Annotated in this window: 25 protein-coding genes and 1 pseudogene; 7 read left to right on the forward strand and 19 right to left on the reverse strand. The window is 60.9% G+C overall.

The window, feature by feature from the left end; genetic code table 11:
* Nucleotides 1–50 precede the first annotated feature (50 nt).
* A complete protein-coding gene (locus ACFX4T_RS13085; RefSeq protein WP_377652245.1) occupies nucleotides 51–839 on the reverse strand; it encodes an IclR family transcriptional regulator in 789 nt (262 codons plus the stop codon).
* Nucleotides 840–974: 135 nt separating this feature from the next.
* Here ACFX4T_RS13085 and ACFX4T_RS13090 point away from each other — a divergent pair, with 135 nt between their 5' ends.
* The 6 genes and pseudogenes from ACFX4T_RS13090 to ACFX4T_RS13115 all read left to right on the forward strand — a co-directional run bounded on the left by ACFX4T_RS13090 (nucleotide 975) and on the right by ACFX4T_RS13115 (nucleotide 5,912).
* The gene (locus ACFX4T_RS13090; RefSeq protein WP_377652302.1) at nucleotides 975–2,174 is read left to right on the forward strand and encodes an FAD-dependent monooxygenase; all 1,200 of its coding nucleotides are present in this window, start codon (nucleotides 975–977) and stop codon (nucleotides 2,172–2,174) included.
* Nucleotides 2,175–2,622: 448 nt separating this feature from the next.
* Nucleotides 2,623–3,002, forward strand: a pseudogene (locus ACFX4T_RS13095) (methylisocitrate lyase); the annotation flags it as partial.
* A 26-nt stretch (nucleotides 3,003–3,028) separates the two neighbouring features.
* Nucleotides 3,029–4,165 (forward strand): bifunctional 2-methylcitrate synthase/citrate synthase, encoded by a 1,137-nt coding sequence (locus tag ACFX4T_RS13100; protein ID WP_377652246.1) that lies wholly within the window; start codon nucleotides 3,029–3,031, stop codon nucleotides 4,163–4,165.
* A gap of 157 nt (nucleotides 4,166–4,322) precedes the next feature.
* Entirely contained in the window at nucleotides 4,323–4,553 is a 231-nt protein-coding gene (locus ACFX4T_RS13105; protein WP_216926680.1) for a hypothetical protein, read from the forward strand.
* Nucleotides 4,554–4,721: 168 nt separating this feature from the next.
* The gene (locus tag ACFX4T_RS13110) at nucleotides 4,722–5,000 is read left to right on the forward strand and encodes an aspartate 1-decarboxylase (protein WP_377652247.1); all 279 of its coding nucleotides are present in this window, start codon (nucleotides 4,722–4,724) and stop codon (nucleotides 4,998–5,000) included.
* A gap of 303 nt (nucleotides 5,001–5,303) precedes the next feature.
* Complete coding sequence (locus ACFX4T_RS13115) at nucleotides 5,304–5,912, forward strand: recombinase family protein (protein WP_377652248.1); 609 nt, start codon at nucleotides 5,304–5,306, stop codon at nucleotides 5,910–5,912.
* Nucleotides 5,913–5,956: 44 nt separating this feature from the next.
* Here the strand turns inward: ACFX4T_RS13115 and ACFX4T_RS13120 are convergent, their stop codons facing one another.
* From ACFX4T_RS13120 to ACFX4T_RS13185, 14 genes are all read right to left on the reverse strand, one after another.
* Nucleotides 5,957–6,709, reverse strand: a complete 753-nt coding sequence (locus ACFX4T_RS13120) for a hypothetical protein (RefSeq protein WP_377652249.1) — start codon at nucleotides 6,707–6,709, stop codon at nucleotides 5,957–5,959.
* Between the two features lie 126 nt (nucleotides 6,710–6,835).
* Complete coding sequence (locus ACFX4T_RS13125) at nucleotides 6,836–7,885, reverse strand: YhcG family protein (protein ID WP_377652250.1); 1,050 nt, start codon at nucleotides 7,883–7,885, stop codon at nucleotides 6,836–6,838.
* Between the two features lie 476 nt (nucleotides 7,886–8,361).
* Nucleotides 8,362–9,288 (reverse strand): hypothetical protein, encoded by a 927-nt coding sequence (locus ACFX4T_RS13130; protein ID WP_377652251.1) that lies wholly within the window; start codon nucleotides 9,286–9,288, stop codon nucleotides 8,362–8,364.
* A gap of 105 nt (nucleotides 9,289–9,393) precedes the next feature.
* On the reverse strand, nucleotides 9,394–9,765 hold the full coding sequence (locus ACFX4T_RS13135) for a hypothetical protein (RefSeq protein ID WP_377652252.1): 372 nt from the start codon (nucleotides 9,763–9,765) through the stop codon (nucleotides 9,394–9,396).
* Between the two features lie 157 nt (nucleotides 9,766–9,922).
* Nucleotides 9,923–10,588, reverse strand: a complete 666-nt coding sequence (locus ACFX4T_RS13140) for a hypothetical protein (RefSeq protein WP_377652253.1) — start codon at nucleotides 10,586–10,588, stop codon at nucleotides 9,923–9,925.
* Nucleotides 10,585–12,276, reverse strand: coding sequence for a type IV secretory system conjugative DNA transfer family protein (locus ACFX4T_RS13145; protein ID WP_377652254.1), 1,692 nt, complete (start codon nucleotides 12,274–12,276; stop codon nucleotides 10,585–10,587). Before ACFX4T_RS13145 ends, ACFX4T_RS13140 begins: the two co-directional genes overlap by 4 nt.
* Complete coding sequence (locus tag ACFX4T_RS13150) at nucleotides 12,273–13,886, reverse strand: ATP/GTP-binding protein (RefSeq protein ID WP_377652255.1); 1,614 nt, start codon at nucleotides 13,884–13,886, stop codon at nucleotides 12,273–12,275. The genes ACFX4T_RS13145 and ACFX4T_RS13150 overlap by 4 nt, the downstream gene beginning before the upstream one ends.
* Complete coding sequence (locus tag ACFX4T_RS13155; protein WP_377652256.1) at nucleotides 13,883–15,445, reverse strand: hypothetical protein; 1,563 nt, start codon at nucleotides 15,443–15,445, stop codon at nucleotides 13,883–13,885. Before ACFX4T_RS13155 ends, ACFX4T_RS13150 begins: the two co-directional genes overlap by 4 nt.
* 24 nt (nucleotides 15,446–15,469) lie before the next feature.
* Entirely contained in the window at nucleotides 15,470–17,365 is a 1,896-nt protein-coding gene (locus ACFX4T_RS13160) for a hypothetical protein (protein WP_377652257.1), read from the reverse strand.
* A complete protein-coding gene (locus ACFX4T_RS13165) occupies nucleotides 17,346–18,128 on the reverse strand; it encodes a hypothetical protein (protein ID WP_377652258.1) in 783 nt (260 codons plus the stop codon). Before ACFX4T_RS13165 ends, ACFX4T_RS13160 begins: the two co-directional genes overlap by 20 nt.
* 3 nt (nucleotides 18,129–18,131) lie before the next feature.
* On the reverse strand, nucleotides 18,132–18,467 hold the full coding sequence (locus ACFX4T_RS13170) for a hypothetical protein (protein WP_377652259.1): 336 nt from the start codon (nucleotides 18,465–18,467) through the stop codon (nucleotides 18,132–18,134).
* Between the two features lie 14 nt (nucleotides 18,468–18,481).
* Complete coding sequence (locus tag ACFX4T_RS13175) at nucleotides 18,482–19,669, reverse strand: MinD/ParA family protein (protein WP_377652261.1); 1,188 nt, start codon at nucleotides 19,667–19,669, stop codon at nucleotides 18,482–18,484.
* A gap of 38 nt (nucleotides 19,670–19,707) precedes the next feature.
* Nucleotides 19,708–20,241: a hypothetical protein gene (locus tag ACFX4T_RS13180; RefSeq protein ID WP_377652262.1), complete on the reverse strand. Its 534-nt coding sequence runs from the start codon at nucleotides 20,239–20,241 to the stop codon at nucleotides 19,708–19,710.
* The gene (locus ACFX4T_RS13185) at nucleotides 20,241–21,314 is read right to left on the reverse strand and encodes a M23 family metallopeptidase (protein ID WP_377652263.1); all 1,074 of its coding nucleotides are present in this window, start codon (nucleotides 21,312–21,314) and stop codon (nucleotides 20,241–20,243) included. The genes ACFX4T_RS13180 and ACFX4T_RS13185 overlap by 1 nt, the downstream gene beginning before the upstream one ends.
* Before the next feature lie 438 nt (nucleotides 21,315–21,752).
* Here ACFX4T_RS13185 and ACFX4T_RS13190 point away from each other — a divergent pair, with 438 nt between their 5' ends.
* Nucleotides 21,753–22,109: a winged helix-turn-helix domain-containing protein gene (locus ACFX4T_RS13190; protein WP_377652264.1), complete on the forward strand. Its 357-nt coding sequence runs from the start codon at nucleotides 21,753–21,755 to the stop codon at nucleotides 22,107–22,109.
* A 143-nt stretch (nucleotides 22,110–22,252) separates the two neighbouring features.
* Here the strand turns inward: ACFX4T_RS13190 and ACFX4T_RS13195 are convergent, their stop codons facing one another.
* From ACFX4T_RS13195 to ACFX4T_RS13210, 4 genes are read right to left on the reverse strand one after another with little or no spacing between them, the layout of a single operon-like run.
* Entirely contained in the window at nucleotides 22,253–22,675 is a 423-nt protein-coding gene (locus tag ACFX4T_RS13195) for a hypothetical protein (protein ID WP_377652265.1), read from the reverse strand.
* A 2-nt stretch (nucleotides 22,676–22,677) separates the two neighbouring features.
* Nucleotides 22,678–23,268, reverse strand: a complete 591-nt coding sequence (locus ACFX4T_RS13200; protein ID WP_377652266.1) for a hypothetical protein — start codon at nucleotides 23,266–23,268, stop codon at nucleotides 22,678–22,680.
* On the reverse strand, nucleotides 23,261–24,238 hold the full coding sequence (locus tag ACFX4T_RS13205; protein ID WP_377652267.1) for a hypothetical protein: 978 nt from the start codon (nucleotides 24,236–24,238) through the stop codon (nucleotides 23,261–23,263). The genes ACFX4T_RS13200 and ACFX4T_RS13205 overlap by 8 nt, the downstream gene beginning before the upstream one ends.
* Complete coding sequence (locus ACFX4T_RS13210) at nucleotides 24,235–24,687, reverse strand: hypothetical protein (protein WP_377652268.1); 453 nt, start codon at nucleotides 24,685–24,687, stop codon at nucleotides 24,235–24,237. Before ACFX4T_RS13210 ends, ACFX4T_RS13205 begins: the two co-directional genes overlap by 4 nt.
* Nucleotides 24,688–24,695 lie beyond the last annotated feature (8 nt).

A 24,695-nucleotide genomic window follows, 5' to 3' on the forward strand; every position in this document is an offset into this window, starting at 1 on the left:
CAGAATATTCTGGCCAAAAGAATCTGTTCGCCAAATTTCTCTGAACGGGGTTAGGCGGGATTGGCAGCTATATCGATCTCGAGTTGCCGTCTTGTCTCAGCCATGATGGGCACAAGGTCCCGATCGAACAAGGGGCGGAAGCGCGCCACAGGCGTGGCGACACTTAATGCGCCCACTACTTCACCCTTACCATTATGAAGAGCCATCCCTAGCGCGCTGATGCCCTCCTCAGTACCCTCAAAGTTGGCAGCAAAGCCCCGCTGGCGGACAAGCTCCAATTCCTTGGCGAATGCCGGATAGTCCTGGCTTGGGATACTGTCCCCCGAGATTTCAGCGGTGCCGCTGCCGAAAAGCTTCCTGACCATCTCCGGATCCAATTCCGCCAGGATGGCCTTGCCACCGGATGCTTTGTACGCTGGCATGACGCTCCCCTGACGGTCTCCGACCCGGAGTGCGTTGGTACCTTCGACGGTACTCAGGAACCGGACGTTGGTGCCGACCCGGACCATCAGATTAACTGTTTCGTTGATCTTTGTAGATAAGAGCTCCAAGTGAGGTTGGGCAACTGTGCGCAGGAGACGTGCCCAGCCAAGCCCCGATGGCCCCGCGCCGACGGCTGCACCCGGGTAGTACACTCGTGATTCGTCCTGTACGGCAAACCCCCGATACACCAGCATTGCGAGCAGCCGGTGCGCAGTTGAGGGCGCCACACTAAGCTCGGCCGCCGCGTCCTTGAGCCGAAGGCTTCCACCATCGCGCAGCAACTGGAGCAGGCGAAGCGCGTTGTCTACTGCCTCAATGGGGTACATCGGTTTTTTCTGGATGCGCTGATTCTGCATATCAGAATTGTATTGCTGCGATTCCCGGGTGCGAACGATGCTAGTGCCCACTATCACACAGAAGCACAGCCCAAATAGGAGTAAATCTTGTCTAAAACCTCATCGTCCACAGATGTACTCGTCGTCGGTGGCGGAATGGCGGGACTTGCCGGAGCATTGGCGCTCCGGGAAAACGGAGCCGACGTCACTTTGGTAGAAATGGCCCCTGAATTCGGCGAAGTCGGCGCTGGCCTGCAGATGGCACCCAATGCCACCCGCACACTGAAGCGCTGGGGCTTGCTTGAGAAGGCACTGGAGATCGGCGTTCGGCCGAAGCATTTGGTGTTCCGCGATGCGATAACCGGAGAAGAACTCACGCGCCAGACCCTGGGCGGCGAATTCGAGGAGCGCTACGGCGCCCCCTACGTAGTGATTCACCGCAGTGATCTACACCGGATCCTGCTGGAAGCCTGCCAGGAGCTGGGCGTTGCCCTGCAGAACAACGTTAAGATCGAACGGGTAGATACGCTAGACAATCGGGCCCGGGCATATGCTGCCGACGGCGCTGTTTTCGAAGCCGATGCCGTGCTTGGAGCCGATGGGCTCAAGTCCACGCTGCGCCAAACCGTCGCGAACGATGGACCGGTCTCATCTGCCTACGTCGCATACCGCGGGACGGTTCCCATTTCCCCGGAAACGTCAACAGCGGACCTGGAAGACGTCATTGTGTACCTCGGACCTGACTGCCACCTCGTTCAGTACCCGCTTCGGAAGGGCGAACTCCTGAACACGGTCGCTGTCTTCAAGTCCGCATCCTTTGAACGCGGTGAGGAGCAGTACGGCGGAGTCGACGAACTCGAAGCGGCTTACCGGGACTGCGTACCTGCTGTGCGCAACGCACTGAAGAACCTTGGAACCAGCATGCGCTGGCCCATGTACGACCGGGACCCCATCGGAAACTGGGTCAACGGCCGCATGACGCTCATCGGCGATTCCGCCCACCCCATGCTGCAGTACCTGGCGCAGGGGGCATGCCAGGCCCTTGAAGACGCCGCGGTACTGCAGGACATCAGCCGGGACACTGTTTTCAAGGCTGACGGGATTGATAACGAGGCGTGGGGAGAAGCGCTTAAAGCCTTCAACGAGGCCCGCGCCGCCCGCACCGCCAAGGTCCAGCGCACCGCCCGCACCTGGGGCGAGTCCTGGCACGTCTCGGGCCTCGGCAGGGTGCTGCGGAACCTGCTGTTCAAGAGCCGCGGCGACGGCAACTACCAATACTGCGACTGGCTCTATGGACAGGACGCACCTGGCGTCCCTGCTCCGGTGGCCGGCCAGTCGGCTAAGGCCTCTATCTAGCAGCAAAGTTAGCTGGGCGGATGCGGCTGCAGCCGCCCCTCCACCTAGCAGCCGCATTCCGCCTACACACCATATCCTCTTCTTCCGCGCTACCTACAGGAACCACCACAAGGCCCCAGCGCAGCCACTTCATTCCTGCTACTCCGAAAGCTGGACAAACCATGCTCCTGCGCAAACGTCAAGATCTTTCGCCAACGGCAAGCCGTGACGAAGATGCGTCCTCTTCTCGGGCGTCCAACTCAGGGGCTCAGAAAGAGACGTCCCCTTCACATCTAAGCTTGGAAATCGATGAGATGACTGCCTCCCCATGGATCGGGCTCCATTACAGGCACGAGTTCTTGCTTCACCACAGGCACGAAACGCTGGAACCTATAGCCTTGCGCGCCGCAACCATCACGATTCCATCGTCCCAGAGGCTTCGATGATCCGCCTAAAATCCAAAACCGCCAGGGCGAAGGCCCTCGTGGGCGCCGGCGCTGATGCGATCTCCCCGAAGCCATGCGTGACCTCCATGAATTCCGTGCCATCCGGGGCACCGTGGACGTGCCCAACTTGGCCAACATGACCGAGTTCGGCAAAAACGACCTCTTCACCACCAAACAGCTGCAGAACGTCGGAGTGAACATAGTCATTTACCCCGTCACGCTAATGCGCAGTGCGATGGTCGCCACTGAACAGTTCTTGGACACGCTAAGAAGCCTCGGAAGCCAGGAGGTTCGCGTGCTTCAAATGCTCACCAGAACCCGACTCTACGACCTAGTGGACTACGAGGCCTACAACAAATTCGATTCCGGCATTTTCAACTTCCAAATCCCCGGCACACGATAAACGAGAACTGCAACGAAGGAGTTCGCATGACTGATACAACGATCAAAAAAGGCCTCGCCGGCGTCGTGGTGGACTACACCGCCGTCTCGAAGGTCAACCCGGACACGAACTCTCTGCTGTACCGGGGGTACCCGGTCCAGGAACTGGCCGCCAAATGCAGCTTCGAGCAGGTCGCCTACCTCCTGTGGAACGGTGAACTGCCAAACGAGGCCCAACTCGCTGAATTCACCGCCCGTGAGCGGGCCGGCCGCGCCCTCGATCCGGCCCTCAGACTCATCATCGATGCCTTGCCGGAAGATGGGCACCCCATGGACGTATGCCGTACGGCGGCATCCATTCTCGGTGCCCGGCACGAGTTGACAGGGGATTCCTCCCCCGAGGCCAATATGAAAAAAGCCATCGACCTGTGGGCCGCCATGCCCGCCGTGGTGGCCTTCGACCAGCGCCGCCGCCACGGCTTGGACTTGGTGGAACCGCGAGAGGACTTGGACTACTCCGCGAACTTCCTGTGGATGACATTCGGCGAAGACCCCGTGGATGAGGTAGTTGAGGCGTTCAACGTCTCGATGATCCTCTACGCGGAGCACTCCTTCAACGCCTCGACATTCAGCGCCCGTGTGGTCACTTCCACCCTCTCGGACCTGCACTCGGCAGTTACCGCTGCCATTGGCGCCCTCAAAGGCCCGCTGCACGGCGGGGCCAACGAAGCCGTCATGCATACTTTCGACGAGATCGGCATCCGCAGCGAAGAAGCCATGGAGGAAGCCGCGGTACGGGCCCGGGCATGGATGGAAGACGCGCTGGCCCAGAAGAAGAAAGTCATGGGCTTCGGACACCGCGTCTACAAGCACGGCGACTCCCGCGTGACCACCATGAAGGACGCGCTGGACAAGATGATCGCCCACTACGGCCGGCATGAACTACTGGGCCTGTACAACGGCCTGGAGCTGGCGATGGATGAGGCAAAAGCCATCAAGCCAAACCTCGACTACCCTGCCGGACCGACATACCACCTCATGGGCTTCGACACCCCCACCTTCACCCCAATCTTCGTCGCCAGCCGCATCACAGGCTGGACCGCACACATCATGGAACAACTGGCCTCCAACTCTCTGATCCGCCCCCTCAGCGAATATAACGGGCATGAACAGCGTCCCGTCTAGCTGGCAGCCTCCTGCAGCCCAAAATCCTGCGGTGAGGTGTCAGATGATCACCCGGATCATTAACTATCGCAACGCCATGCGGCACCTCACCGCCAAGGCTCGCCGAACACTGACACAGCGCTTCCAAGCCAACTCGCATGCATAAAGGAGTAACCCTATGGACCTTCACCTGCAACCAGATTGGCATCGCGCCCTTGGGCAGCGTGTAGAGATTTGGAGAGACGGGGAATTCTTCCGTAACGGAACGGTAGAGGCCGTAATGCCAGACCAATCGATTCTTTGGATTTCGGCGGAAGGTGCCACCTCAAGGCAGATGATTTTCCGCAAGGAGGGATGCCAGGTTTTCGCGCACTTCCTGCCGGCACCTGAATCCGTGAACTTCTATTAGAAATCAATTTCGGCCGGTCCTTCGACGCTGAAAACTTTCATCCCAAGCTCCTGTGGACCAGTCTAAAACAAGGACCAACTACCGGAGCTTCTTATGAATCGAACAATGATCAAGTCCAAAATTCGCCGTGCCACCGTCACCCATGCCGACTAACACTATGTCGGTTCCGTGACCGTTGACCTGAACCTCCTTGACGCTGCAGACATACTCCCCGGTGAACTTGTGGCCATTGTGGACGTAACCAACGGCGCCAGGCTCGAACACCATCGCTGGAGAGCGCGGCTCGGGCGCGTGATCGGCATCAACGGCCCGGCAGCCCATCTGGTACAGGAAAACGACATTGTTATTCTGATCACTTACGCCGAAATGACCACGGAGGAAGCCAAATCCTACGAGCCACGTGGACTACAACAACAAGGTAATTCAGTTGGGCAACGACCCGGCTGAAGGCCTCACGCCAGGGCTCTTGCGCCCGTCCCACGCCCTGAATAACCCACCAGTCTGAGCGACACGAAAACGCTCGTTCGCGACAGAAGATGAGCAGCGTCGTCCATATACATTGACGCCGGCTCTGACAACAGGCTATCCGCCCTGCGGGGGCAACGTCGGTGTCGGGTTTTGCTTACACCCCAACCTGACGTCAGGCACGCGGCTAATATCACGTCAGGTTAGAGCCCGATGGCCTTTTTTTGGACAGGCCCCGGTGGGATTCTTAGAGTTCAACCTGACATGCCGAGGTTGGAGGCACTTATGGCTGGCCAGAGAATCGGGTACGTGCGGGTCAGCACTCTCGACCAGAACGAACGGCGACAACTCGAGGGTGAAATTCTCGACCGCGTCTTCACGGATAAGGCCTCAGGAAGGGACGCGAACCGGCCCGAGCTGACCGAGTTGCTCCGCTTCGCCCGCGACGGCGACATCGTCGTCGTGCACAGCATGGACAGGCTGGCCAGGAACCTTGACGACCTCCGGTCCCTCGTCCAGGCGCTAACGCGGAAGGGCGTTCGGGTCGAGTTCGTCAAAGAGGGATTGGTTTTCACCGGCGAGGACTCCCCGATGGCCAACCTCATGCTTTCTGTGATGGGTGCTTTCGCTGAATTTGAGCGGTCGCTGATCAGGGAACGGCAGCGCGAAGGCATCGCTCTGGCCAAACAGCGCGGGGCGTACCGTGGACGTAAAAAGTCCCTCACTGTGGATAAGGCGGCAGAACTTGTTGGCCGTGCTGCCCTTGGGGTGCCGAAATCGGTCCTTGCCAGGGAATGCGGAATCAGCCGGGAGACCGTCTACCAGTACCTTCGTCTCGCTCAAGCGCAGGAACAGAAGAGTGTCCCTGCGCTACTCAAAACGCAAACGCCTTGAAGCCGACAGGGAGAAATCGTCTACCGGCGTTGGTAAACAGTGAACTAATTTCTTCGAGACTCACAAGACTCACAGGGTGGGGATTCCTTGAACATCGCGTGCATGCGTACTCGCTCACTCGGTGGGTGGCCATAGGAATTGGCTTCGGCGGCCGTCTCGGAAGAGCGGTAAGACTTAATCGTCCAATGCTTCTTTCTGGTTCTGAGCCCGACAGTGACGGCGTCAGGGCGATTTCTTGGCTGTCGCGCCGTGGTGCGCGGCTTTGCTGGTGAGGGTGAGGGAACCGCTGTCGTCGGTGAAGGAGATGAGTCCGCCGGTGCGGAGTTGCGTGAGGGCCTGCTTGGTTTGGCCGCGTCCCATCCCATGACGGTGCGGATCTCTGTCCAGGTGGGTCCGTGGGCCCGACGGTCCCAGGAGGCACGGATCAGGGTGGTGAGCTGGTCGACGATGGCAGGGGTGAGGTCTACTGGTGCGATAGGTGCGTTGCGGCGCAGGTAGGCGTTTTTGCGGGATTCGTACCGGGCGGCGACTTTCTTGATGGTGCGGATTTCGTCGTTCTTGACCATCGCGTCGGCGAGGACCTGGAACTTGGACCCGGGCCGGTACCTGTCGACGAAGTGCGCCAGCTGGTTCACGCGGGCGTCGGTGATTCGTTCGGGCGGGACGAGACGTTCAAGCCACGCGCGGGCGTCCAGCTGCCGCTTGGCGAAGCTTTTCCGCTTCCAAGTACCTTTGTTCTTCGATTTGGTCGTGCTCTTCGGCTTGGTTGTCTGCGCAGTAGCTTCCCCGTCGGCCATATCCCCAGCGTATCGTTGCACGTTCCGGGATCCCGGTAACCCTTTCAGCGAGGGTTACTGGTGGAGTCTGGGCCGAACGTGACAGGTTTTGGCTCCTGCCTCAAGACGGTGTCCCCGAGGTTATTCCTAGTCCGGCTGGTTTGACTCGGGTTCGGCCCATTCGAGGGCAGCGACGACGTGTCCTTCGTTGGGCAGGGCGAGTTTCTCGTCGGCGGGGAGCTTGTCGTAGGTGTAGGCGGCGATGGCCATGGGTGAGGTGGAACGGCCGAGGCTGTACCGGACGCTGCGGTCGTTCTTGGTGCCGCAGATCAGGATGCCGATAGTTTCGTTGTGGTGCTCGCGGCGGAGCATGTCATCGACCAGGGCGACGTAGAAGTTGAGCTTGCCGGCGTACTCGGGTTGGAACTTCCCGGTCTTAAGTTCGACGACCACGTAGCGGTTCTGATCCACGTGGAAGAAGAGGAGGTCCACGAAGTAGTCGTCGCCGTCGACATCAAAGTGCACCTGTCGCCCGACGAAGGAGAACCCTGGACCGAGTTCCCTAAGGGTTTCGGTGATGCGGCTGGTCAGGGCGTTTTCCAGGTCACGTTCGGCGACTTCCCCCGACAGCCCGAGGAATTCGAAGTTGTAAGGGTCTTTGGCTACCTGCTGGGCCAGTTCTGAAGATTGCGCAGCAAGCTGCTGCGCAAAGTTCGAGGGGGCGTTCCCTGTGCGCTCCAGGGTCTTATTCATGATCATGTTCAGCAGGACGTTGCGTGACCAACCGTACTTCACGGCCGCGGCGGCGTAGGCGTCGGTGAGTTGTGGCTCGAGTTTCTTGTCGAGCAGGACCATGATGTGTCCCCACGGCAATTGCGCAGCAGCTTGCTGCGCAATTGCCCCGTCGGGCCACATTGCGGCGAAAGTTGTCATGTATTGGATGTTTCGGGGTGAGAGTCCCTTCATGTCAGGGAACTCTTGGCGCAAGTCCTCCGAGAGTCGTTTGATGACCCCGCTCCCCCAGCCCTGCTGTTCCTGCTGCTGCCGGACTCCTTGACCGATCGCCCAGTACAGTTCGATGAGTTGGGTGTTAATCACCCGTAGTGCCTTGGTCCTGGCTGCCTTGACTGTTGCTTTCAGATCTTCGAGAAGGTCCGGATAGCCGAAGGGCAGGTCCAAGTCACGCGAGTCCGTCATGCCTTTAACCCTATCGGGGACCACTGACAGCCTCGATGCAATTGTCCAGACACAGTCTGGACAATTGCATACGTAAGTCACTAGGCGTTTGGAAGTGTCCTATGTACAGCCGTGACAGGCCAGTCTTCAGACGCGCACCAAATGTGCCACAGCTTGTGGCACATTTGCTTTGCCATCGCGACAGGCACCGTGGTTTCGTGTGGCGGGTTTCTTCATATCCGAAAAAGGCTAAGTGGGGTCGACGACAGCAGCCAGATCAGGATGAAGAAATCGCTTTAAGGCAGTTTGGAGGAGGTGTCTCATCTACTTCTACTCGTCCCGCTCAAGTACCGATAGTTGTGAATATATCAAGTTGTTTGCTTTTCATTAAACTATTGTCCGCTTTAGCGTCCTGACGTGCTCAGCATCCGTGCGCGGCTAGCGTGGTCGCGATGCCCTCGATGCGATGATGCCGACCGGCGTCTATCTTCGAATGACTAGGATCGTCCCCTTCGAGGCGCCTCACCTGCACCCGCCCCGAGAACTGAATACAACGGTGGAAAGAGATCGCGGCTGGCGCTCCTACAGCTTTCCTGTGCCGCCAAGTTTTGTGCGCGGGGAGCGCGGTGGATGGTTCCCCCGCGCGTCCATTGGTGAGGTTCCCGGTCGCGTTGGGTAAAGCCCAGTCGTGCGTACCATCGAGACATAGCCGCTACCGTTTCCTCGGATTTCCCCTCCCCTGGCTGGAGCGTCCCTTCGATGGGCAGGCCGTGGCGGTCCGCGTACATGCACAGCTCGGTCAGGGCCGCGGTGCCCAACCCTTTACCTTGGAGCCCGTCGGCCACGACGATGTCTGCCAATCGGATCCTTGGTGTGCTGGCGTAAGAGAGTGCTTCCTCCGGGCCTTTGACGTCGACATACAGGGTCACCGGCGGCTGCCCGCGTTCCAGGGAGTCCTGGGAGTCCGGGATTGGCCGGCTGCGTGCCGGGAGGTGGTCCAGGAGCCTTCGCCGCTGATGGGGTTTAAGGTCAGGGTGTTCAGCCAAGGTCAGGACCAGGTTTTCGATGCCGGGGACGGTACTGTGGTCTCCGAGTTCGGCTTGGGCACGTGCGGCGGGAAGAACGGCCAGGATGTGGTGTGCCTGGCTTGCCGTTGCCGGGGTGGATTCGCTGGGCCAGGTCAGCGTTTGCAGGGTGTCTTCGAGCACGAAAGAACCGTTACCTCCTCTACGTCCACTGAGTTGACCACCGGAGAGCACACCCCACACATGAGGGTCCGCACCCAGGGAAAGATACGCCATGTGTTGCGCGGTCGAATGCAGCCCACGGCGCAGTTCCCGTGCTCGGGCCTCGGCTCTGCGGGCACCCAGTCTTTCCTTGAGGCGTTCCACTAACGGCCTGGCGGGGCTGGCTGGGTCAGTCAAGGTCTGGAGTTCAGTCGTTGAAGTGATCCATTCGCGGGCCAGTCCCCGCCGTCTGTCAGGGCTCGTCATCGGATGATCTCCAGGGTCAGGTATCGGCAGAGGTATTTAGGAATCCTGGGCGACCCGGAGGGAGGACCGCTGCTCTTTACGGAACGCTGCCCGCAGCCGGGCCCATTGGAGGATTCCTCCCGCAGCTGCCGCGGTCAATGCTGCAACCACGATGGAGTTGATCATCGCGTCGGTCAGTGATTCTCCATTCCGCGCACCGGAAGTGATGTCCAAAGCGAGGGAGAACGCCCAGCCGGAGACCCCTGCCATAGTGGCCAGCGTTCCCCAGAGCATCATGGTCCCTTCCACAGACCAATAAGTTTTCTCTCCGAAGCTCCACCTGGCGGAGGGCAAGCCCACTCGGAAAATACTGAATAAAACCAATACACCCGCAGGGACGAGGGCGACGATGTAGGTTTCCAGATTCATTTCGCGGTTCCTCCGTTATCCACGCCAGCAAAGGTGGGTTGGGTTTCGTCCCTCGGTACGCCTGGGACTGCTGCTGTTGACCTGCCCGCAGGGGTGCCGGCGTTGCTCATCGCCTGTGGTGTGTTGTTCATCGTTCGCGTCTTTTCCATGGCGGGAGTCATGTGGTTGCGGGTGGGGAGGGTTGTTCTGACTTCATGTCGCCAAGGAAGGCAGCGAATCCATCGTCGGTGGGGGGCTCGTTTTTCGGGCGCGGGTCTTTGTGGGCGGGGTTGCACGCCGACAGACCCCATGTGCCTTTCTTGATCCTGTTGATGGTCGGCCAGAGGATCCGTTCGTGCCAGTATGCGGGGGCGTCATTGGGGGTTTTGTGGCCGTAATACGCCGCACGCCAGGCGATCCATACGCCGGTGAGTTCTTCCACGACCGGGCCGTGGCGGTACCAGCAACCCGGAATCCTGGATTCAGCGGCTACCCCGTACCTGTCGTTGTACCAATCGACCCAGGTTCGCAGCTCCGTCAGGAGCGCTGCCGCGCCCGGGCCGTTAAGTTCCTTCCAGTTCCACGGCGCAGGCTGCTCCTGGGGTGGATTCCTGAGAAGGTTGCCCACCAGTTCGGTCAGCCCATCGACATTTGCTGACAGCTGCTTCAGGTCGTCGTCGTGTTCGAGGACCAATTCCTCTACCGAGGGCAGTACGCCATCGGCGTCAACGCCGGCAGGCGCGTCCGCCAAGGGCGGTGCTTCTGCTCCCCTGCCGGGACCGTTATCTGGCGGTGCCGGTTCCTCGTCCGGGAAGGGGATGCCGGCATACGGATCCCCGCTCATGCGGTGATCCTGCGGGTCATGGTCTCGGCGGCTTTTTTGTCCGCTTTGATCTGTTCAACGTCATCGCGCTCCCAGTAGGGGGTCAGTTCCACCACGGCGGGGCGGACGTTGGTGTAGTGCATGAAGGCCTTGCCCTGCTGCAATTGCTGGATTTCGTGGGCGCGGATTACGGGGCGTTCCTCTTCGCTGGTGGTTTTGGATGAGCCACTCTTGCCTTGGGAGGTGGAAACCCGTTTCCGGTGGGTGGTCCCGGCAGACTTGGCCACCGTTTCCAGTTCTTCCAGTTCCTCCAGTCCGGGAAGGAATAAACGCACTGAGGAGGTGCCCCGGATGGCTTTGGCTCCATCGTTGCCCCAGCGGGCACGGTTCTGCGCGAATGATTGGCTGAACCCGATGATGCGGATCCCGCGGCCGCCGGAGTCCGAAAGGGCACCGGCCATCTTGGGGAACGCCGCGACGTTCGGAGCTTCATCCAGGACCATGGTGAAAACCGGCCACAAGCGGCCACCGGCGCGGGTCTGGGAAATTTTTTGGGCTTTGCGGAACACATGATCGGCAAACATGGTGACCAACGGGGCAACCGGGGAATCTTCGCCGTCGGTGAGCAGGTACAGAGTGTTCACCCCCGTCAGGAATTCCTCCACGCTGAAGCCTTGCCCCTCGGCGGGAGTGAGGAACTTCAATGCCTTCGGGGAGGAAAGGGGCTCCAAGAGTCCTGCCAGGGTCTCCTGAATGGAATCCACCGTTTCGCCGGCGCGGGAGGACGTCAGCGCCTGCAGGCGTTCAGCGAACGCGGCCGGTGCACCATGCTCACGGAGAATTTCCAAAGGTTCCGGGTCTGCGAAGTTGTTGGACCAGCGCACGACGTCCTCGATGGTTCCCCCATCCAAGGCTGCGGCGTGCAGGAACCGGCCCAGGATCGCTGCGGCTTTGGAGTTGAACCAGTCCCCGTTCTTCACGTTCCCCATCGGCTGCGCACCTGCCCATGCTTTGCCGCGGGCCAGGGCTTCGTCAGGGTCCTCGCATCCGGCGACGGGGCTCCAGCTGATGGTGTCGGGCCACCCGGAGATGTCCTGCAGATCGAAGACCTGCGCGGTGCCGCGGCGTTGGCGTGCCACCGCCGTGTACATCAACAGATCATTCTTTGTGGACGTCGTCAGTACAGGGCCTGGGGCGTCCAAAACTATTCCTACGGCGATATAGAGGGTCTTGCCCGAACGCTGGGGCGCGTACACCCACATGGAGTCTTCGTGCTGGACATAAAGTACTTTGCTGTCGAGTTTGAACGCGGGGACGATGATGTCCGTTTCGGGTGCGTCCTCGGGAAGGTGCAAGGACTGCCGGGCTTTGGCCAGCGCCGCTTTCTTACCCATCCGCGGTTCGAGGTCCTTGTACCGGGGCAGGCCGTCATCTTTCGGCTTGCTGCCCCCGAGCACGATGGTGAGGAACGCGATTCCCAGGAAAGCAAGAATTGCGAGCACGATCAGTATCCATGTCGCAGCTTCCGGCCAAGCGAAGGTGCCTTCCTTGAAACGGGCCACCAACTCCGTGAAGTTGGTCCATGGCATTCCGGTCGGTGTCAGGAACTCGCCAAAGAACGCTGCGACCCAGGCGAGGACAACCAGCACGATAACGAAGCCGGCGAGGCCGAGTTTCATCAGTGTGTCTGTTGAGGTTTGCTTGCTCATGCCGGCACGTCCTCCATGGTTGTGGTGCTGGGCTGTTCGGTGACACCGATGGTGGAGGTGGACTTCATGGCACCGTCGGTGTCGGTCAGCTCGACTTCCAGGGGACTGCGGACGTGGATGGCTTCAAAGGGATCGTATTGGTCGATCTTGAACAGGCACGTGCCCTTGACCAGTTTCGTGATGACCTCGGCGGTCCCTGCCGGGAGGGTGAACATTTCTTCGCAGGCCAGTGCGTCGGCACTCTTTTGCTGCTTGTACAACAGGACCGTCCCGCATTCCTTGAGCATGGAGATCGCGGGGCTGTCCGCCGGGATGTCGGAGATGTGGTGGAACGCGAACTGGCACGACAGGGACAGGGCGCGGGAGAGTTTGGTGTTGCGTCGGGTCACCGTGGCCACCGAGCCTTGGACGGTGTGCCAGGCCTCCTCGATGAGCAGGACCGTGGGGACTGCATGTTCTTGCCGGTAGAGGGTGTTCGCCAGCCAGGTGTTAATGATCGTCATGACGATCGGCAGGGCCGGGCCGTCTTCAGGGAGCAGTGACACGTCAAAGACCGTCAGGCCGGCGTTGAGCTGGATGTCCGCGCTGGTTTCCCCGTCGATCAGTCCGGCCAGGTCGTCCTCGATCATGCGTTCAAGTTCGAAGGCCGGGTCCTGGCCCCATTCGCGCAGCTCGTCGGAAGTCAGGCCGGTGGCCGTGGCTGCTGCCTCATCGGGGGTGTAAAGGGCTTTGAGGACGTGTCCGATGTGGGCGACTTCCCCATCGGCTTTCGCCGCGGCCAGCGCCTGGCGGTGGGCCATGCGGACGGCTTTGCCTTCCTTAGGGGTCATGGGCCGGCGGAGCGCTTCTTCCATGACCGCGCGCAGGAGCATGGACTGACCGGCGGGGGTGGACTGGTCCCCTTCGCCGGCTTCTTCGTTCACTCGTGCAGCGATACGGGGATCCAGGATGTTGATCCGGGAACCACCTCCGCCGATGCGGAACTGCACCGGGGCAACCTCCAGCTTCCGGGCCAGGGGTGTGTACTCCCCTCCGCTGACGTCTTTCTGGTACTTCTTGTCGATCACGACGACGCGGCGGCCGAGGACGAGTTGCCGGAGCACGCCCCAGGTCTTCATGGCCGAAGACTTTCCCTGCCCGAGGTCACCGATGACGCAGACATTCGGGGATTCAATGGTGTCACCGTAAGCGGTGAACGGGTCATGGACGATCATCCAGCCGGAACCGGCATCGACGCCGAATACCAAGCCGCGGTGAGACGTTGGCGGGGAGGCAATGGCCATGTGGGAAAATTCCATCTGCCTGGTCGAAGACGGCACGCCCGGGGCTGCCGGGTCATAGAACCCCAGCTTGGACGCGAAACCCCACTTCCGTTCGTGATGCCAGCGGGTGGCCGCAGTGGCTTTCGATTCGATGAGCTCGCGTTCCCTGGCTTCCTTCTTTTCCGCTTTTTTCGCGGCCGATTTCGAAACCGGGCGCTTCCGCGATTTGCTGTCCTTGGCTGCCTCCAAGGCCAGCGCCTCCGTCTTCCGTCGGGAGGTGTTCTTCCGCCACAGTTTCCGGCTCTGGGCGCGTGGCAGGCCCAGCATCTCTTCTTCCATCGTGCTCATCGGATTCCTCTCGTGAACGGCATGGTGGTGATCAGGGCAAGGTCGTTGCGGTGGTCCATCCAGTCAATGAACTCGATACCGGCATCGGAGGCCGCGGCCTCAACGATGTCGGTGGTGGACAGGATCTCGTTCGCGTCTTCCACGGCGAAAGAGATGTACAGTCCGTACGCTGCGCCGTGGTGGCCGGAACCGGGCTTCAAGTCCAGGAGGCGCTGGTGGGAGGCTCCCATCAACACTTCTTCGGTGCCATCGGTCACGACACCGGACTTGCTGACCTTATTGCTCGTGGCCCGGTCCATCGCGGCGTCCGTCCTGGCCTTGGACCGGGCGCTGCGGGCGTCTTCGAGTTCCATGACCATGGACACCGAATGCACTACCGCCGGTTGGATGCCGCTGATGATCGCTTCCAACGCCTCCACGGGGATGGGTGCGGGGCTGAAAGCCGGGGCCGGCACGTAGCCGGTGCGGATGTGCCAGTGGTTGTTGACCACAAGGGAGATGGGTGACGCTGCGCCGTCCAGGTGCTGCCAGCAGTCCATCAGGTTGGCGCCGTCGTAGTCGTCAATGTCGAAGTCGGGGTCCTGCAGGTGCCGCAGGAGCGCGGCCATGGCCTGTGCGCCAAGGGGCCGGGAGTTGGTGATCGAACCCATCATCGACGCCTGGGCCATCGCTGAACGGATCTCCTGATAGATCGCCTGCCCGATCCCTTCATCCCCCGGCCCGTAGGCTTCGGCCCTGCGGTACAGGGCTGGGGTCCCGGGGATCCGGAACGTCTCATAGGTGCGGTGCTGTTCGGAGCGTGAACGGGTCGTCTCGCACAGATCGCCGTAGGACTCCAACAGGATCCGCGGAACGTTCGGAGCGACCCGGCGTTTGACCCACAGCAGGTGGTCGGCCGAGTCCATCGGCACCGCCCGGGCGAGGGTCTGGACGTGGGTGACGAGGGATTGCCGGCGAGCCAGCCGGGCCAGGTACTGGCCACGGGCCACGTGCCCGGATTCTTTCCGGTACTCCTCACGGATTCCCGAGGACGAGCCCATGACTTCCATCGTGGCCGTGTAGTACGACTTCTTGACCTTGCCCTGATGCCGGAAGATCACCAGCGGTCCCTCCGGGGTGTCGATGGAGAAGTGGCGGACAGTGCCCACCATGAGCGGGGCGTTGTCCTTGTGCCGGACAGGGACTTCGATCATGCCGTTCTCATCGGCGCGGTCACGGTCCTTCTTCCCGGCCTTGACCATCCGGGTCTGCGGGCGGTCCTTGACCGGAACGTAGACCAGGGACTTGTTCTTGGCGCGGGCCTTCTTGTGCCGGGCTTCGACATACAAGGCACCGAGGGAGCGGTGGCCGGTGAACTTGTTGGGCGTGGTCAAGATGACCCCGGTGAGGACCAAAACGGCTGCAATGATCAGGGCGACGATCTGGCTACCGCCAGCGAGCACGATCAGCAGCGCCGCCCCGATCGCGGCAGACAGGCCGATCCATTCCGGTGCTGTCCGGTTTCCTCCGAACAGGCCGCGGCTCTGGACCTCACCGCCGACAACAACCATTCTTCCCATGACTACCTACTCCTTGTGCTTCTCTTACCGGCCACTGATGTGGTCGGTATCGGGCGCCATCGAGCGAGCCGAGCGCTGGCCCCGCATGGATGCCTGGCGTGCTGCTTCCCGGCCTGCCAGCAGGAAAGCTGTAGCGCCACCGGCTGCGACCTTCGCGGATCCCCGGCCGACTGCGCCGGCCCCGGACTTGAACGCTTGGGCTGCTTTCGCCCCGCCGGTACCTGCCCGTTCGGCTTTCTGCAGCTCACCGATCGTGCGGGTTTCCGGCTGTCCCTGTGTGCTGCCCTGATTATTGGGGCCAGCTGGTGCCCCCGGTTCGTTCGGGACCCTGGCCGCCGCGCTGCGGCGCCCGGACAGACCCGCACCCGTTATGCCCTGATCCAGGCCCGGACCCTGAGCAGCTCCCTGCCCCACAGTGCCCTGCGTTGACGGGGCACTGGTCCCGCCGTAGCGGTTCCCGCCGCCGGGGGTGCCTGACTGGACCTGTGAGGTTCTGCGCTGCCTGATCGCAGAGGAGATCGCCGCGCCGGCACCGGCGACCATGGCCGGTCCGGCTACGGACTGCCGACCCTCACCGAGACTGGTAGAGGACGACGGCAGAATCGGGACGTACTTGTACAGCATTGGCAGAGCGAACGCCAGGACGCACATCGCGGCCGCGGCCAGGAACACGGACGTCGCATTGACCATGCCGTCATCCACGCCTTCGCCGGCGAATGCCGGGCGCGAGGCGATGTAGCTGAACACAGCTCCCATGAGCAGGAGCAGCAACGGCTTGGACAGGGAAATGCCGATCCACAGAGCCCCGACCTTGCCCACCCGTTCACGGTACTTCGGGTGGATCATGTAGCCGATCATCAAGGCGATGCCCAGCCCCAGCAGATACAGGGCCAACGGCTGCAGAGCCAGCAGCCCCAACATCGCCCAGGCCGAGATAAACAACAGACCGAACAACAGCACCGCCGCCAGAGGCCCGAAAGCACCGCTGGACTCATAGGACGCGAACCGGGAAATAGCGACCCCGAAATCCGTGACCCGGCTGGAAGTCCAGAACGTGATTCCTTCGGTCAGCCCTGACATCCAGCCGTTAACCACATATCCGATGGCTGGGCCGAACAGCACCAGGAGCATGGACAATGGCCCGTACCAAAGCAGCGACGTCCTGGCGGAGTCCATGTCGATCTCTTCGTTCGAGACGTCCTTCCAGAGCTTGAAGTACATGATGCCCATGACCAGGATCCCGATCGCCGCGAAGGCGGCCCACGTATTACGGAACCCATCATCGATGTCGAATACGGAGACCTTCAAAAGGTTGTTCAACACCTCGTTGGTGGACTTCACGCCCTCGGCCTTGACCGTGTTTGCGAACTTCTCAAACCCGTCCTTCGCATTCGCGATGAACGCCACGGTATCGACCGTGCCCAACACCACCTGACCACCCGGCATCGAGGAAATAACCGTCCGCATCACCACGCCAGCGATCGGAGCGAACTTATTGAAAACAGCGCCTCCGGCACACCAGGTGGTACCCGAATCCGGAGCGCGAGCACTTGGAAGTGCGGCGCAGAATGGAATGGTGTTCTTTCCGTCGTAATCCAACACTTTCTCTGGCGTCGTCAGGAAGGAACTGAAGGCTTTGGCCGCAACGTTCTCACAGCTGTTGCCACCCATGGCTCCGAAGAACAACGGATCACCACAGACCGACTTCGCCAGCTCCTGGTTCAGGCGGTCTCTGATCTTTATTCGCTGGTCCTCCGGGAGCCCTGCGAGGCGCTTGAGTTGGTCCGCGTTCAGCTTCTCCGACTTGCTCACTTCGTCTGCCGCCTGCGCAGGACCGGCGACGATTACCCCAAAGCTGAGGAACAACGCCAAGAAAACTGCGACGAGGCGGATCGTCCTGCTAACGCTTAGCGTTCGCATACTCGACCCACCCCTCACGGCTGATGTCCTTGAAGAACGCGTTGACCAGATCGTCCCGCAGAACCGGCGTGGCCTCGTCCTCCATGTTGGTGCCCACGCTCATGGGACCGCTGTCTTTGACTCGTCCGCCGAAATCCTGGCCGTTGGCCACGATTGCGGCATCTGAAATCTTCCAGTCGCCGTCCCATACGAGCTCGAAGGTAGCCGTTTTGAAGAATGCACTAGGGGCAGTCTGTACATTCGCGCCTACAGCCCCAAAGAACACCTGAACTACCGCGTTCTTCTTCTGCTCGCAGCTGGCTACGCGGTAGAGACCACCTGCGGCCACATCAGTGCGGTAGAACCAGCCACCGTCAAAAGACCCGTTGGACAGATCTTTGGCAGTGGTCAGCAGATCCCCTTTGTAGCTGGTTTTCTCCACCCAGGGGCCCTGCTGGCCTACCTCAGTCAGGATCTTCTTTTGCTGTGCCCACGTCGAAACGTTTACATCCTCGATGAGGTGGGTGTAGTTGGCGGCTGCTTGGGCGGCTGAATCGCAACTGCCGTTATAGCCGGTGATGGTTTTCCCATCGCTGGCGGTTTTGGTGCCGCCTTCGCCGATCTTGATACCGGAGACCGGAAACCCGAACTTCCCGGACGCCTGCAGTTGGCTGGGATCATCCTGCTTGGCCGCCGGTGCCGGCGGGTTGAGCAGAACGACGGCAACGGCGATGACCAGGATCACCGCCCCCAAGGCTGTGAGGACTTTCCAATGCCTCCGCATGGGCTAGGCTCCTGCTGCCGAGGTCAGTGCCAGGATGCCACCGAGAATGACGCTGGCGCCGGCGGCCGCGCCGAAGGCGATGCCGGTCTTCTTAGCGCCGGATGCGCCTTCTTCGATGTCATCGGCGTGGCCGCGCTGACGGGCAACGCCCCACTTCATGAGGTTCCACAGGAAAGCACCGGCCAGAAGGAACAGAACAATGGCCCACAGGCCGCCGAGGATGAGCTGCATCGCCCCGGTGAACTGCACACCGAAGACGTTGATGTTGGGTGTAACACCTCCGAGAGGGTTGTCGCCGGCAGTTCGGATGATGGTTTCGCGGGTGATGGTGCTGAACATGATTCTTGGTTTCCTTATCGGTTGGTGGTTTTGGTGGAGGTAGTGCGGTCAACGGCCAGGAGGCCTTCAGTGATCTCCGCTGATGCCCGTTCGAAAGCACGGCGGGCAGGGTCACCGACGAGCTGCCAGTCGATGATCGAGCCGGTATCCAACGCCCCGTCATACGGGATGTCGATCATCACCCGCACGGCGGAAGCAAGGTTCTCGCGAAGCTCTGCCTGCTCGGCTGCGGAGACTTTCGCCCCGCCGCCCTGGGTGACCAAGACGACAGCGTTGGTCACCAGGTCTTTGTAGTGCGGGTTGCCGGTGCGCTCGGACATGGACTCGAGCTGTTCGATCATCCGCAGGGCCGAGACAACAGCGTTGCGTTTGAGCGTCGTGGGGATCACCAGCTGGTCGGTGACCTCAATCGCGGCCAGCCAGTTCGCTGAGCGGGTGTTGTTCCCGGTGTCCACGATGATGGTGTCGTAGAAACGGCTCACCACAGCATGGATGCGGTTGAACTCATCGGCACCAATGGATTTCATCCGGTCCGCGTCCTCGTCCGCGACCAGGACGGAGAACTGGTTGTTGCCCTGATGACGGGTGTAGTAGGACAACTCGCCCTTACGGGCCGTCACGGTCTCGAAGGTGTCCAACACGTTCAACAGATCCCATACCGTCCGGGTTGAGTCGTTCGAGTTGGTCCGGACGCCGGCGGTGCCCATCATTTCGTTGTTGTCCCACACCAGCGTCTGCTGGCCGGAGTGGATCCCAAACGTGGAGCCAATTCCGACACTGCACATTGTCTTGCCCACCCCGCCCAGGGGCTGAACGACCGTGACCTGCATGGGACGGGAGTAGACCCGCTGGATCGCTGACAGATCCGCCCGGCGTGCCAGCTCGGCTGCGCCTACCTTGGGGCTGATCAAGCCGAAGCTGATCGCCCGCAGGAATGCCTGCCAGCCGGTGGCCGGCGGCAACTGGTCGTTCACGTTCTCCTTGCGGAGCACTGCTGCGCTGCGGCGGCCGCTGACCAGCGGAGCCTCCCGGTGCAGGTCCTCCACCACCGGGGTGTCGACCTTTGCTGCTGCGGCCGGTTCGGCGTTCGGTACGGCGTGGATGACTGTGGCCGAAGCCGTGTCTGGTGTTTCGGGTTCGGCGTCGGTCAGGCTGATGGGTGCGCGGCTCTTCCGTTCGCTTCCTTGCCAGTTCGTGCTCATCGGATGGTTCCTCTCGCTCGGTTCAGGTTCGGTCGTGGTCATGAGGTCTGCTCTTGCGGGGATATGGCTGTTACCAGCCAGGGCTGCTGCTGCCCGGAACGGTGCAGGAGCATCGTCCAGCGGCCGGCATTGGTGGAGAACGTAGCGGTCACAGTCATTGGGTTGCCGGCGTCCCTGCTGATCGCCGGCCCGTCGGTGATCTTCCGGACGGGCACCCGCGCCGGGTCAATGTACTTCGCATCCTCGGCGTATTCCGGTGCAAGGTGCGGAGCGAGGTCAGCGAACCAGGTTGTTTCCGGGACGTCGGGCCGGGCGAAGAGGGCCATGACCTTGGCCGCGGTGTCCTTGACCGACTTTTCCGCCGCTGCATCCCACGTCACCACAGGGATTCCGTAGTGCTCGTCTGCGCTGTGGCCGTGGCCGTCGTCGGCATGGTGGCTCTCCTCGCCAGCCTGGCCAGTGGTCACCGTGGGAGTGGAACCGGCTACCGGTTCGGTGGCCGCGTTACCGGCGCAGGCACTCAAGGAGAGCGCAGCGGCCAAGACGGCGGTGAGGGCGAGGTGCTTGCGCATCAGAGAATGCCTTTCTCTTTCAGGATTGGAGTCGGGTCGATGGTGGGATTGATCGGGACCATGGGGTTGGGCAGGGCTCCGGCGAAGAACTCCATGTGAAGGTGGCGACCGGTCACGTTGCCCGTTGCGCCTTCGGTGCCCAAGGGTGTTCCGGCGGCCACGGTGTCGCCTTCCTTGACCTTCACCGAGCCGGCTTCCATGTGGTACATGCCGATGGTGAGTTTCCCGTCCACGCTCTGGCCGGTAACCCCGGTGCCGAACAGACCGTCCATGTTGCGGACCTTGACGATCTTCATGTCCGTGATCGCCACAATCGTCCCGGCGCTTCCGGGGTGCACGAAGTCGATGCCGTAGTGAAAGTTCGCCAGCACTCCCCCGGCCGTGCCGGGCGGGGCCGGGCGGGGCCCGTAACCACTGCTGTTGATCGCCCCTTCCATGGGAGCGACCCATTTACCGGCCAAGTCCCCGACAACCTGGTTGCCCTCAGCTGGGCACACGCCGGACGGGCTTACCGCTGCGGCGGACTCCCCACCCAAGGCCTTGAAGACTTCCGTGGCCTGGGCGCGGAACTTCGTATAGTGGTTCGGGTCCGCGTTCCGCTGCGCCCGGTGAATGGCAATAGTTGGTTCGAGGGTTTCCCAACCCTCCACCTTCTGAAGTGCTTTGAAGAAGTTCGTCGCCGAAATAGCGGGGTCCATCCGGTCTGCATACGAGCCCCACGCGCCGTTGGCGCGCTGTTGAAACAAACCACGCGAATCAGGCCCGGCCCCGTCACCGTAGTCAATGACGCGCAGCGTCGACTCACCAATGGCTGCCTGAATCCCGATCAGCTGAGCAGCGACCGGCAGTTTCAGCGACTTGGCCGCGTTCATGATCGCCTGAGCGTTCTTCATCTGTTCGGCATCAAACCCTGCCACTCCCCCGGCAGGGGCAGGACCGGCAGCTACACCCGCCGGTGCAGCGCACGACGATGCTGCCTGTGCCGGGTCGCTGTCGTCCAGGACAACCGTGACCAAACCGAGTGTCAGCGTCGCCACGATGGCCGCCCCGGTTACGACGTTCCGAGCGCTCACTGGCATTCCTCCATGCCGGCAGTCAGCGACGCGTCATGCGACCGGTTGAGCGGCAGCATGCTCATTAGAACCTGCCCTTCCCCCACAGACATCTCTTTCTCTACTGCTCTCCCGCGACGATTCCACTCGCTAGACAACCGGTCATTTCCCCGCACTTGGACTTGTGGTGCCCGTCGAAAGCCCAGAGACGACGCCGCTGCGGGCTCGTACTTCTTGTTCTCGCAGAGGAGCTTCCGCGCATCGCATTCACTGACACCTCTACAACTACGCAGCCGATTGGGCGTCGTGGTTCTGGCAAGTGAACTGTGGGCTGCATAGCGCCTCCTTGGCGGTACGGGCTGGAGATAAAACAGATGACAGGTCCATGGTAGCGAATAGTTTAACTAACCGCTAAGAGAAATGACGTTTTTTGGGTGGTCGTGCGGCAAAATTAGAGCCATGCCCCGCTACGCCCGCCCTAAAATCCCCTCCGGTACGGAGCGGGCAATCGGCGTGTTCAGCAACTCAACAAAAGTGGCGATTGTCGGCTACCTTGCTAAAGCGGGGCCGGCCACTAGGGGTGATGTGGCCAGGGGGCTGGAAATAGGGGTTCCGACGGCGCAGAACAACCTGGTGCAATTGGAGGCCGAGGGGGTGCTCATTGCGGATCCTCCGGCATCGGAAGAGCGGAATGGCCAGAGGGTCAGGTATAGCGTCGACGTCGATGAAGTGACACGCCGCTACTCGATCCTGGGGCGGGCCCTCGGCCTCAATGAAGACCGACCCGAGGATTTGGGTAGCCTTCGTAAATCCTGACAGCACGTCGTCCCAGCAGGAGTGACCGCTCTGGAGTCTCCGGGTGGGGGTAAGTCAAATTGCTGGAGCATAGGCACGCCAATAGCCTACCTTGAGCATGCTCAAGATGAAAAAAGCACGCTCAAGGTAAGCTCAAGGTTGTTCTAATTTTCTTCGTCCAGGATTCGGGCTATTGCCTGAAACTTCTCAGGGGAGACTCCCTTCAGGCTGCGAGCAGCAAATTTCTTCACTCTCTTCTCGCGGAGAGTCTTCAAGGAGTGGAGCTGCTTTTCAATGCGCTCCGGGATCTCGCTTTCGAAGTCATTGAGGTACGCGGGGTTCACCCCGAAGAAGTTGGCCAACGCCGTGAGCAGGCGTTCATCCGTCACCGTGGCCCCGTTGCCATCACGCATATAGAGCCACCGCGAGCGAGAGAGAGTTACGCCTTGCTCTTCCAGTCCCCGGCGGATGTCTTCAAACTCGTAGGGCTCTCCCCCACTGGCTACCATCACGTCGAGCAGGAGGTTTAATCGCTCCGATAAGGTTTGGCGCCAGGCATCCCGTGCCTCGTTGAGGTTGGGCGCCACCGTTATGCTCCGAGCAGCGACAAGCTAAGCAGGTATGCGAGCCATGCCACCACGCCTATGGCGCTTCCCCAGAGCGACTGCGCAACGCTCTGGCGCTTCAAGGCTGCCCGAGACCAGATGAGGACGGGGAGCACAATCAATGCGGCGAACCATAGTGGAGACAGTGAGGTTCCGAGGCCCAGCACGATGCCGGTGAAAATGGCGGTATGCACCGAGATGTTCCACCGCGACCGGCCCAGTGCAATGAGCGTGGCTCCGACGAAGAATGCGATGCCGTTGGCGATGAGCAGCCCAGGGGCTCCCAGCATAGACGTGACTATAAGGCCGAGACCAAGCACGGCTGCACAAGCCATGAAGCTCCGTGTCTTCCTGCGTTCCTCAGGCCAGCCCAAGGACTTACCAATTCGCGGAAAGACCAGTACGCCAAGGAGGATCACAACTGCCAGCGCCGCCAGGGTAGCGATCAGTGCCGGGACGGATCCAGGAGCGCTAATGGCTGTTGCAACCGCTGCCACCAGGAGCATGACCGCAGGGTGAAGAATCCGGCTAACGGCTTCTGCCGAACGTCCCGGGGTGGTTTGCTGGTCAAGCATGTGTGTTAACTTCCATCGTTTGAATTGTCGCCAGTTCGGCTTCAGAGAGTCTACCTTCTAGGGTTGCATCCGATTCAAAACAGTCGCGTATTTCCACTCCCCTTCGATGCCTTCGCATCGCGGGGTCCCGGCACATGATTTCCATCAGCCGACCGCGGTACGGCCAGATGACATACTGATCAATTTCAGGCTGCAGCCTGGCCCACAGCGGGCAAAGATCCCAGAGCTCCCGTCGTGCGATGAAGTCTTTCCTGGCGGACTCCAGCCATCGAGGAAACGTCGGGATCCCGATGGCCAAAGCAAAGACAATGGCGGCGCTGGCCGTAAAGATCCGTTCCAGCGTTCCGAGAATCTCTAGTGGGGAACCAACCAAATCAGTCAAGGTCATTATGGAATGGATCAGCGCGACAGCCAAGGCAAAACCGGAGCCGAGAGCTACGAAGGCCAGGGACCGCCGCCTACGCAAGGACTTTAGCTGTGGCCTGTAGTGGACACTGAGACGCATCGCTGAATAGGCCACAGTGGCAAGGTGCGCAAGCATCAGAAGGCTATAAGTGGCGACTAGCGGATTGCTCTCGTACTGGCGCATACCCGAACTGCTAAGCGATGGAGCTGCCTGGACGAACAGGAGCACTTGGCCGCCGTAACTGGCCGCTGCTATGACGCAAGCGAAAATAACCGGACGCCTTAGTCGTGAAGGGGCCATGGCTCTCCAAATGCCTATATGCATTGACAGCAAGGTTGCTGTTAGGAAAGCCCGGTGCGCCAAGGCGAGGTAGTTGATACCTCCTAGGGCTGCATCCACTGCATAGAAAATCGGCTCGACAAGGAAGATCGCCGTGAGCGAGCCAAAGAAGCTGCCGTAGATCCACGAACCGTGCATCCGGCGACCCCGGGAAACGTACATGGCCACAGACGAGAGCAGAAGCACGACGGCGGCAATAATCAGAACAAAACCAGCGAGCGTCAACCGATTACATCTCCGAAGCCTAAAATCTCTTCATCCCTCTTACCTGAGCGGATCTGTGCGTAAAGGTGATCCGCCAGCAGCTCGGCCTCCGCTTCGATTCCGGTGCGCAGTTTGGTGTGCCTCCACCCGTGCAGGACCTTTAGGGGATCCAAATCCGGGAAGACGACCGCCAGCTCCTCCCCTGACAGGGGCTCCGGATCGTGCTGGAGCAGAACATGTGCGATTTCGTGCAAAATGTTCATCTCGCCGGCGAATTCTGACCGGTCGCCCACATGGAGCAAGCGGTTTACTTCCTCGCCCTCATGCCAAAAACCTGACATGTCCACATCGAGCAGGGCATCCCTCCGGGAGAGCTGAATGGGCCTCTCCGTAACCAGCTCAACAAATCGTATGAGCTTGTCCAGACTTAGAGGCGAAGGCAGTTCCACCGCCCGGGTGAAGGCGGACACTCTTCGGG

It is taken from the genome of Paenarthrobacter sp. YIM B13468 (genome assembly GCF_042788025.1).
GTDB lineage: Bacteria > Actinomycetota > Actinomycetes > Actinomycetales > Micrococcaceae > Arthrobacter > Arthrobacter aromaticivorans.

What these genes read in the sequence shown, in the direction of transcription:
- ACFX4T_RS13155 (WP_377652256.1), bottom strand. Translation starts at nt 15,445, where the DNA reads ATGGGAAGAATGGTTGTTGTCGGCGGTGAGGTCCAGAGCCGCGGCCTG.
- ACFX4T_RS13090 (WP_377652302.1), top strand. Translation starts at nt 975, where the DNA reads ATGGCGGGACTTGCCGGAGCATTGGCGCTCCGGGAAAACGGAGCCGAC.
- ACFX4T_RS13145 (WP_377652254.1), bottom strand. Translation starts at nt 12,276, where the DNA reads ATGAGCAAGCAAACCTCAACAGACACACTGATGAAACTCGGCCTCGCC.
- ACFX4T_RS13135 (WP_377652252.1), bottom strand. Translation starts at nt 9,765, where the DNA reads ATGAATCTGGAAACCTACATCGTCGCCCTCGTCCCTGCGGGTGTATTG.
- ACFX4T_RS13115 (WP_377652248.1), top strand. Translation starts at nt 5,304, where the DNA reads ATGGCTGGCCAGAGAATCGGGTACGTGCGGGTCAGCACTCTCGACCAG.
- ACFX4T_RS13150 (WP_377652255.1), bottom strand. Translation starts at nt 13,886, where the DNA reads ATGAGCACGATGGAAGAAGAGATGCTGGGCCTGCCACGCGCCCAGAGC.
- ACFX4T_RS13170 (WP_377652259.1), bottom strand. Translation starts at nt 18,467, where the DNA reads ATGTTCAGCACCATCACCCGCGAAACCATCATCCGAACTGCCGGCGAC.
- ACFX4T_RS13200 (WP_377652266.1), bottom strand. Translation starts at nt 23,268, where the DNA reads ATGCTTGACCAGCAAACCACCCCGGGACGTTCGGCAGAAGCCGTTAGC.
- ACFX4T_RS13160 (WP_377652257.1), bottom strand. Translation starts at nt 17,365, where the DNA reads ATGCGAACGCTAAGCGTTAGCAGGACGATCCGCCTCGTCGCAGTTTTC.
- ACFX4T_RS13140 (WP_377652253.1), bottom strand. Translation starts at nt 10,588, where the DNA reads ATGAGCGGGGATCCGTATGCCGGCATCCCCTTCCCGGACGAGGAACCG.
- ACFX4T_RS13100 (WP_377652246.1), top strand. Translation starts at nt 3,029, where the DNA reads ATGACTGATACAACGATCAAAAAAGGCCTCGCCGGCGTCGTGGTGGAC.
- ACFX4T_RS13180 (WP_377652262.1), bottom strand. Translation starts at nt 20,241, where the DNA reads ATGCGCAAGCACCTCGCCCTCACCGCCGTCTTGGCCGCTGCGCTCTCC.
- ACFX4T_RS13120 (WP_377652249.1), bottom strand. Translation starts at nt 6,709, where the DNA reads ATGGCCGACGGGGAAGCTACTGCGCAGACAACCAAGCCGAAGAGCACG.
- ACFX4T_RS13125 (WP_377652250.1), bottom strand. Translation starts at nt 7,885, where the DNA reads ATGACGGACTCGCGTGACTTGGACCTGCCCTTCGGCTATCCGGACCTT.
- ACFX4T_RS13165 (WP_377652258.1), bottom strand. Translation starts at nt 18,128, where the DNA reads ATGCGGAGGCATTGGAAAGTCCTCACAGCCTTGGGGGCGGTGATCCTG.
- ACFX4T_RS13190 (WP_377652264.1), top strand. Translation starts at nt 21,753, where the DNA reads ATGCCCCGCTACGCCCGCCCTAAAATCCCCTCCGGTACGGAGCGGGCA.
- ACFX4T_RS13085 (WP_377652245.1), bottom strand. Translation starts at nt 839, where the DNA reads ATGCAGAATCAGCGCATCCAGAAAAAACCGATGTACCCCATTGAGGCA.
- ACFX4T_RS13105 (WP_216926680.1), top strand. Translation starts at nt 4,323, where the DNA reads ATGGACCTTCACCTGCAACCAGATTGGCATCGCGCCCTTGGGCAGCGT.
- ACFX4T_RS13175 (WP_377652261.1), bottom strand. Translation starts at nt 19,669, where the DNA reads ATGAGCACGAACTGGCAAGGAAGCGAACGGAAGAGCCGCGCACCCATC.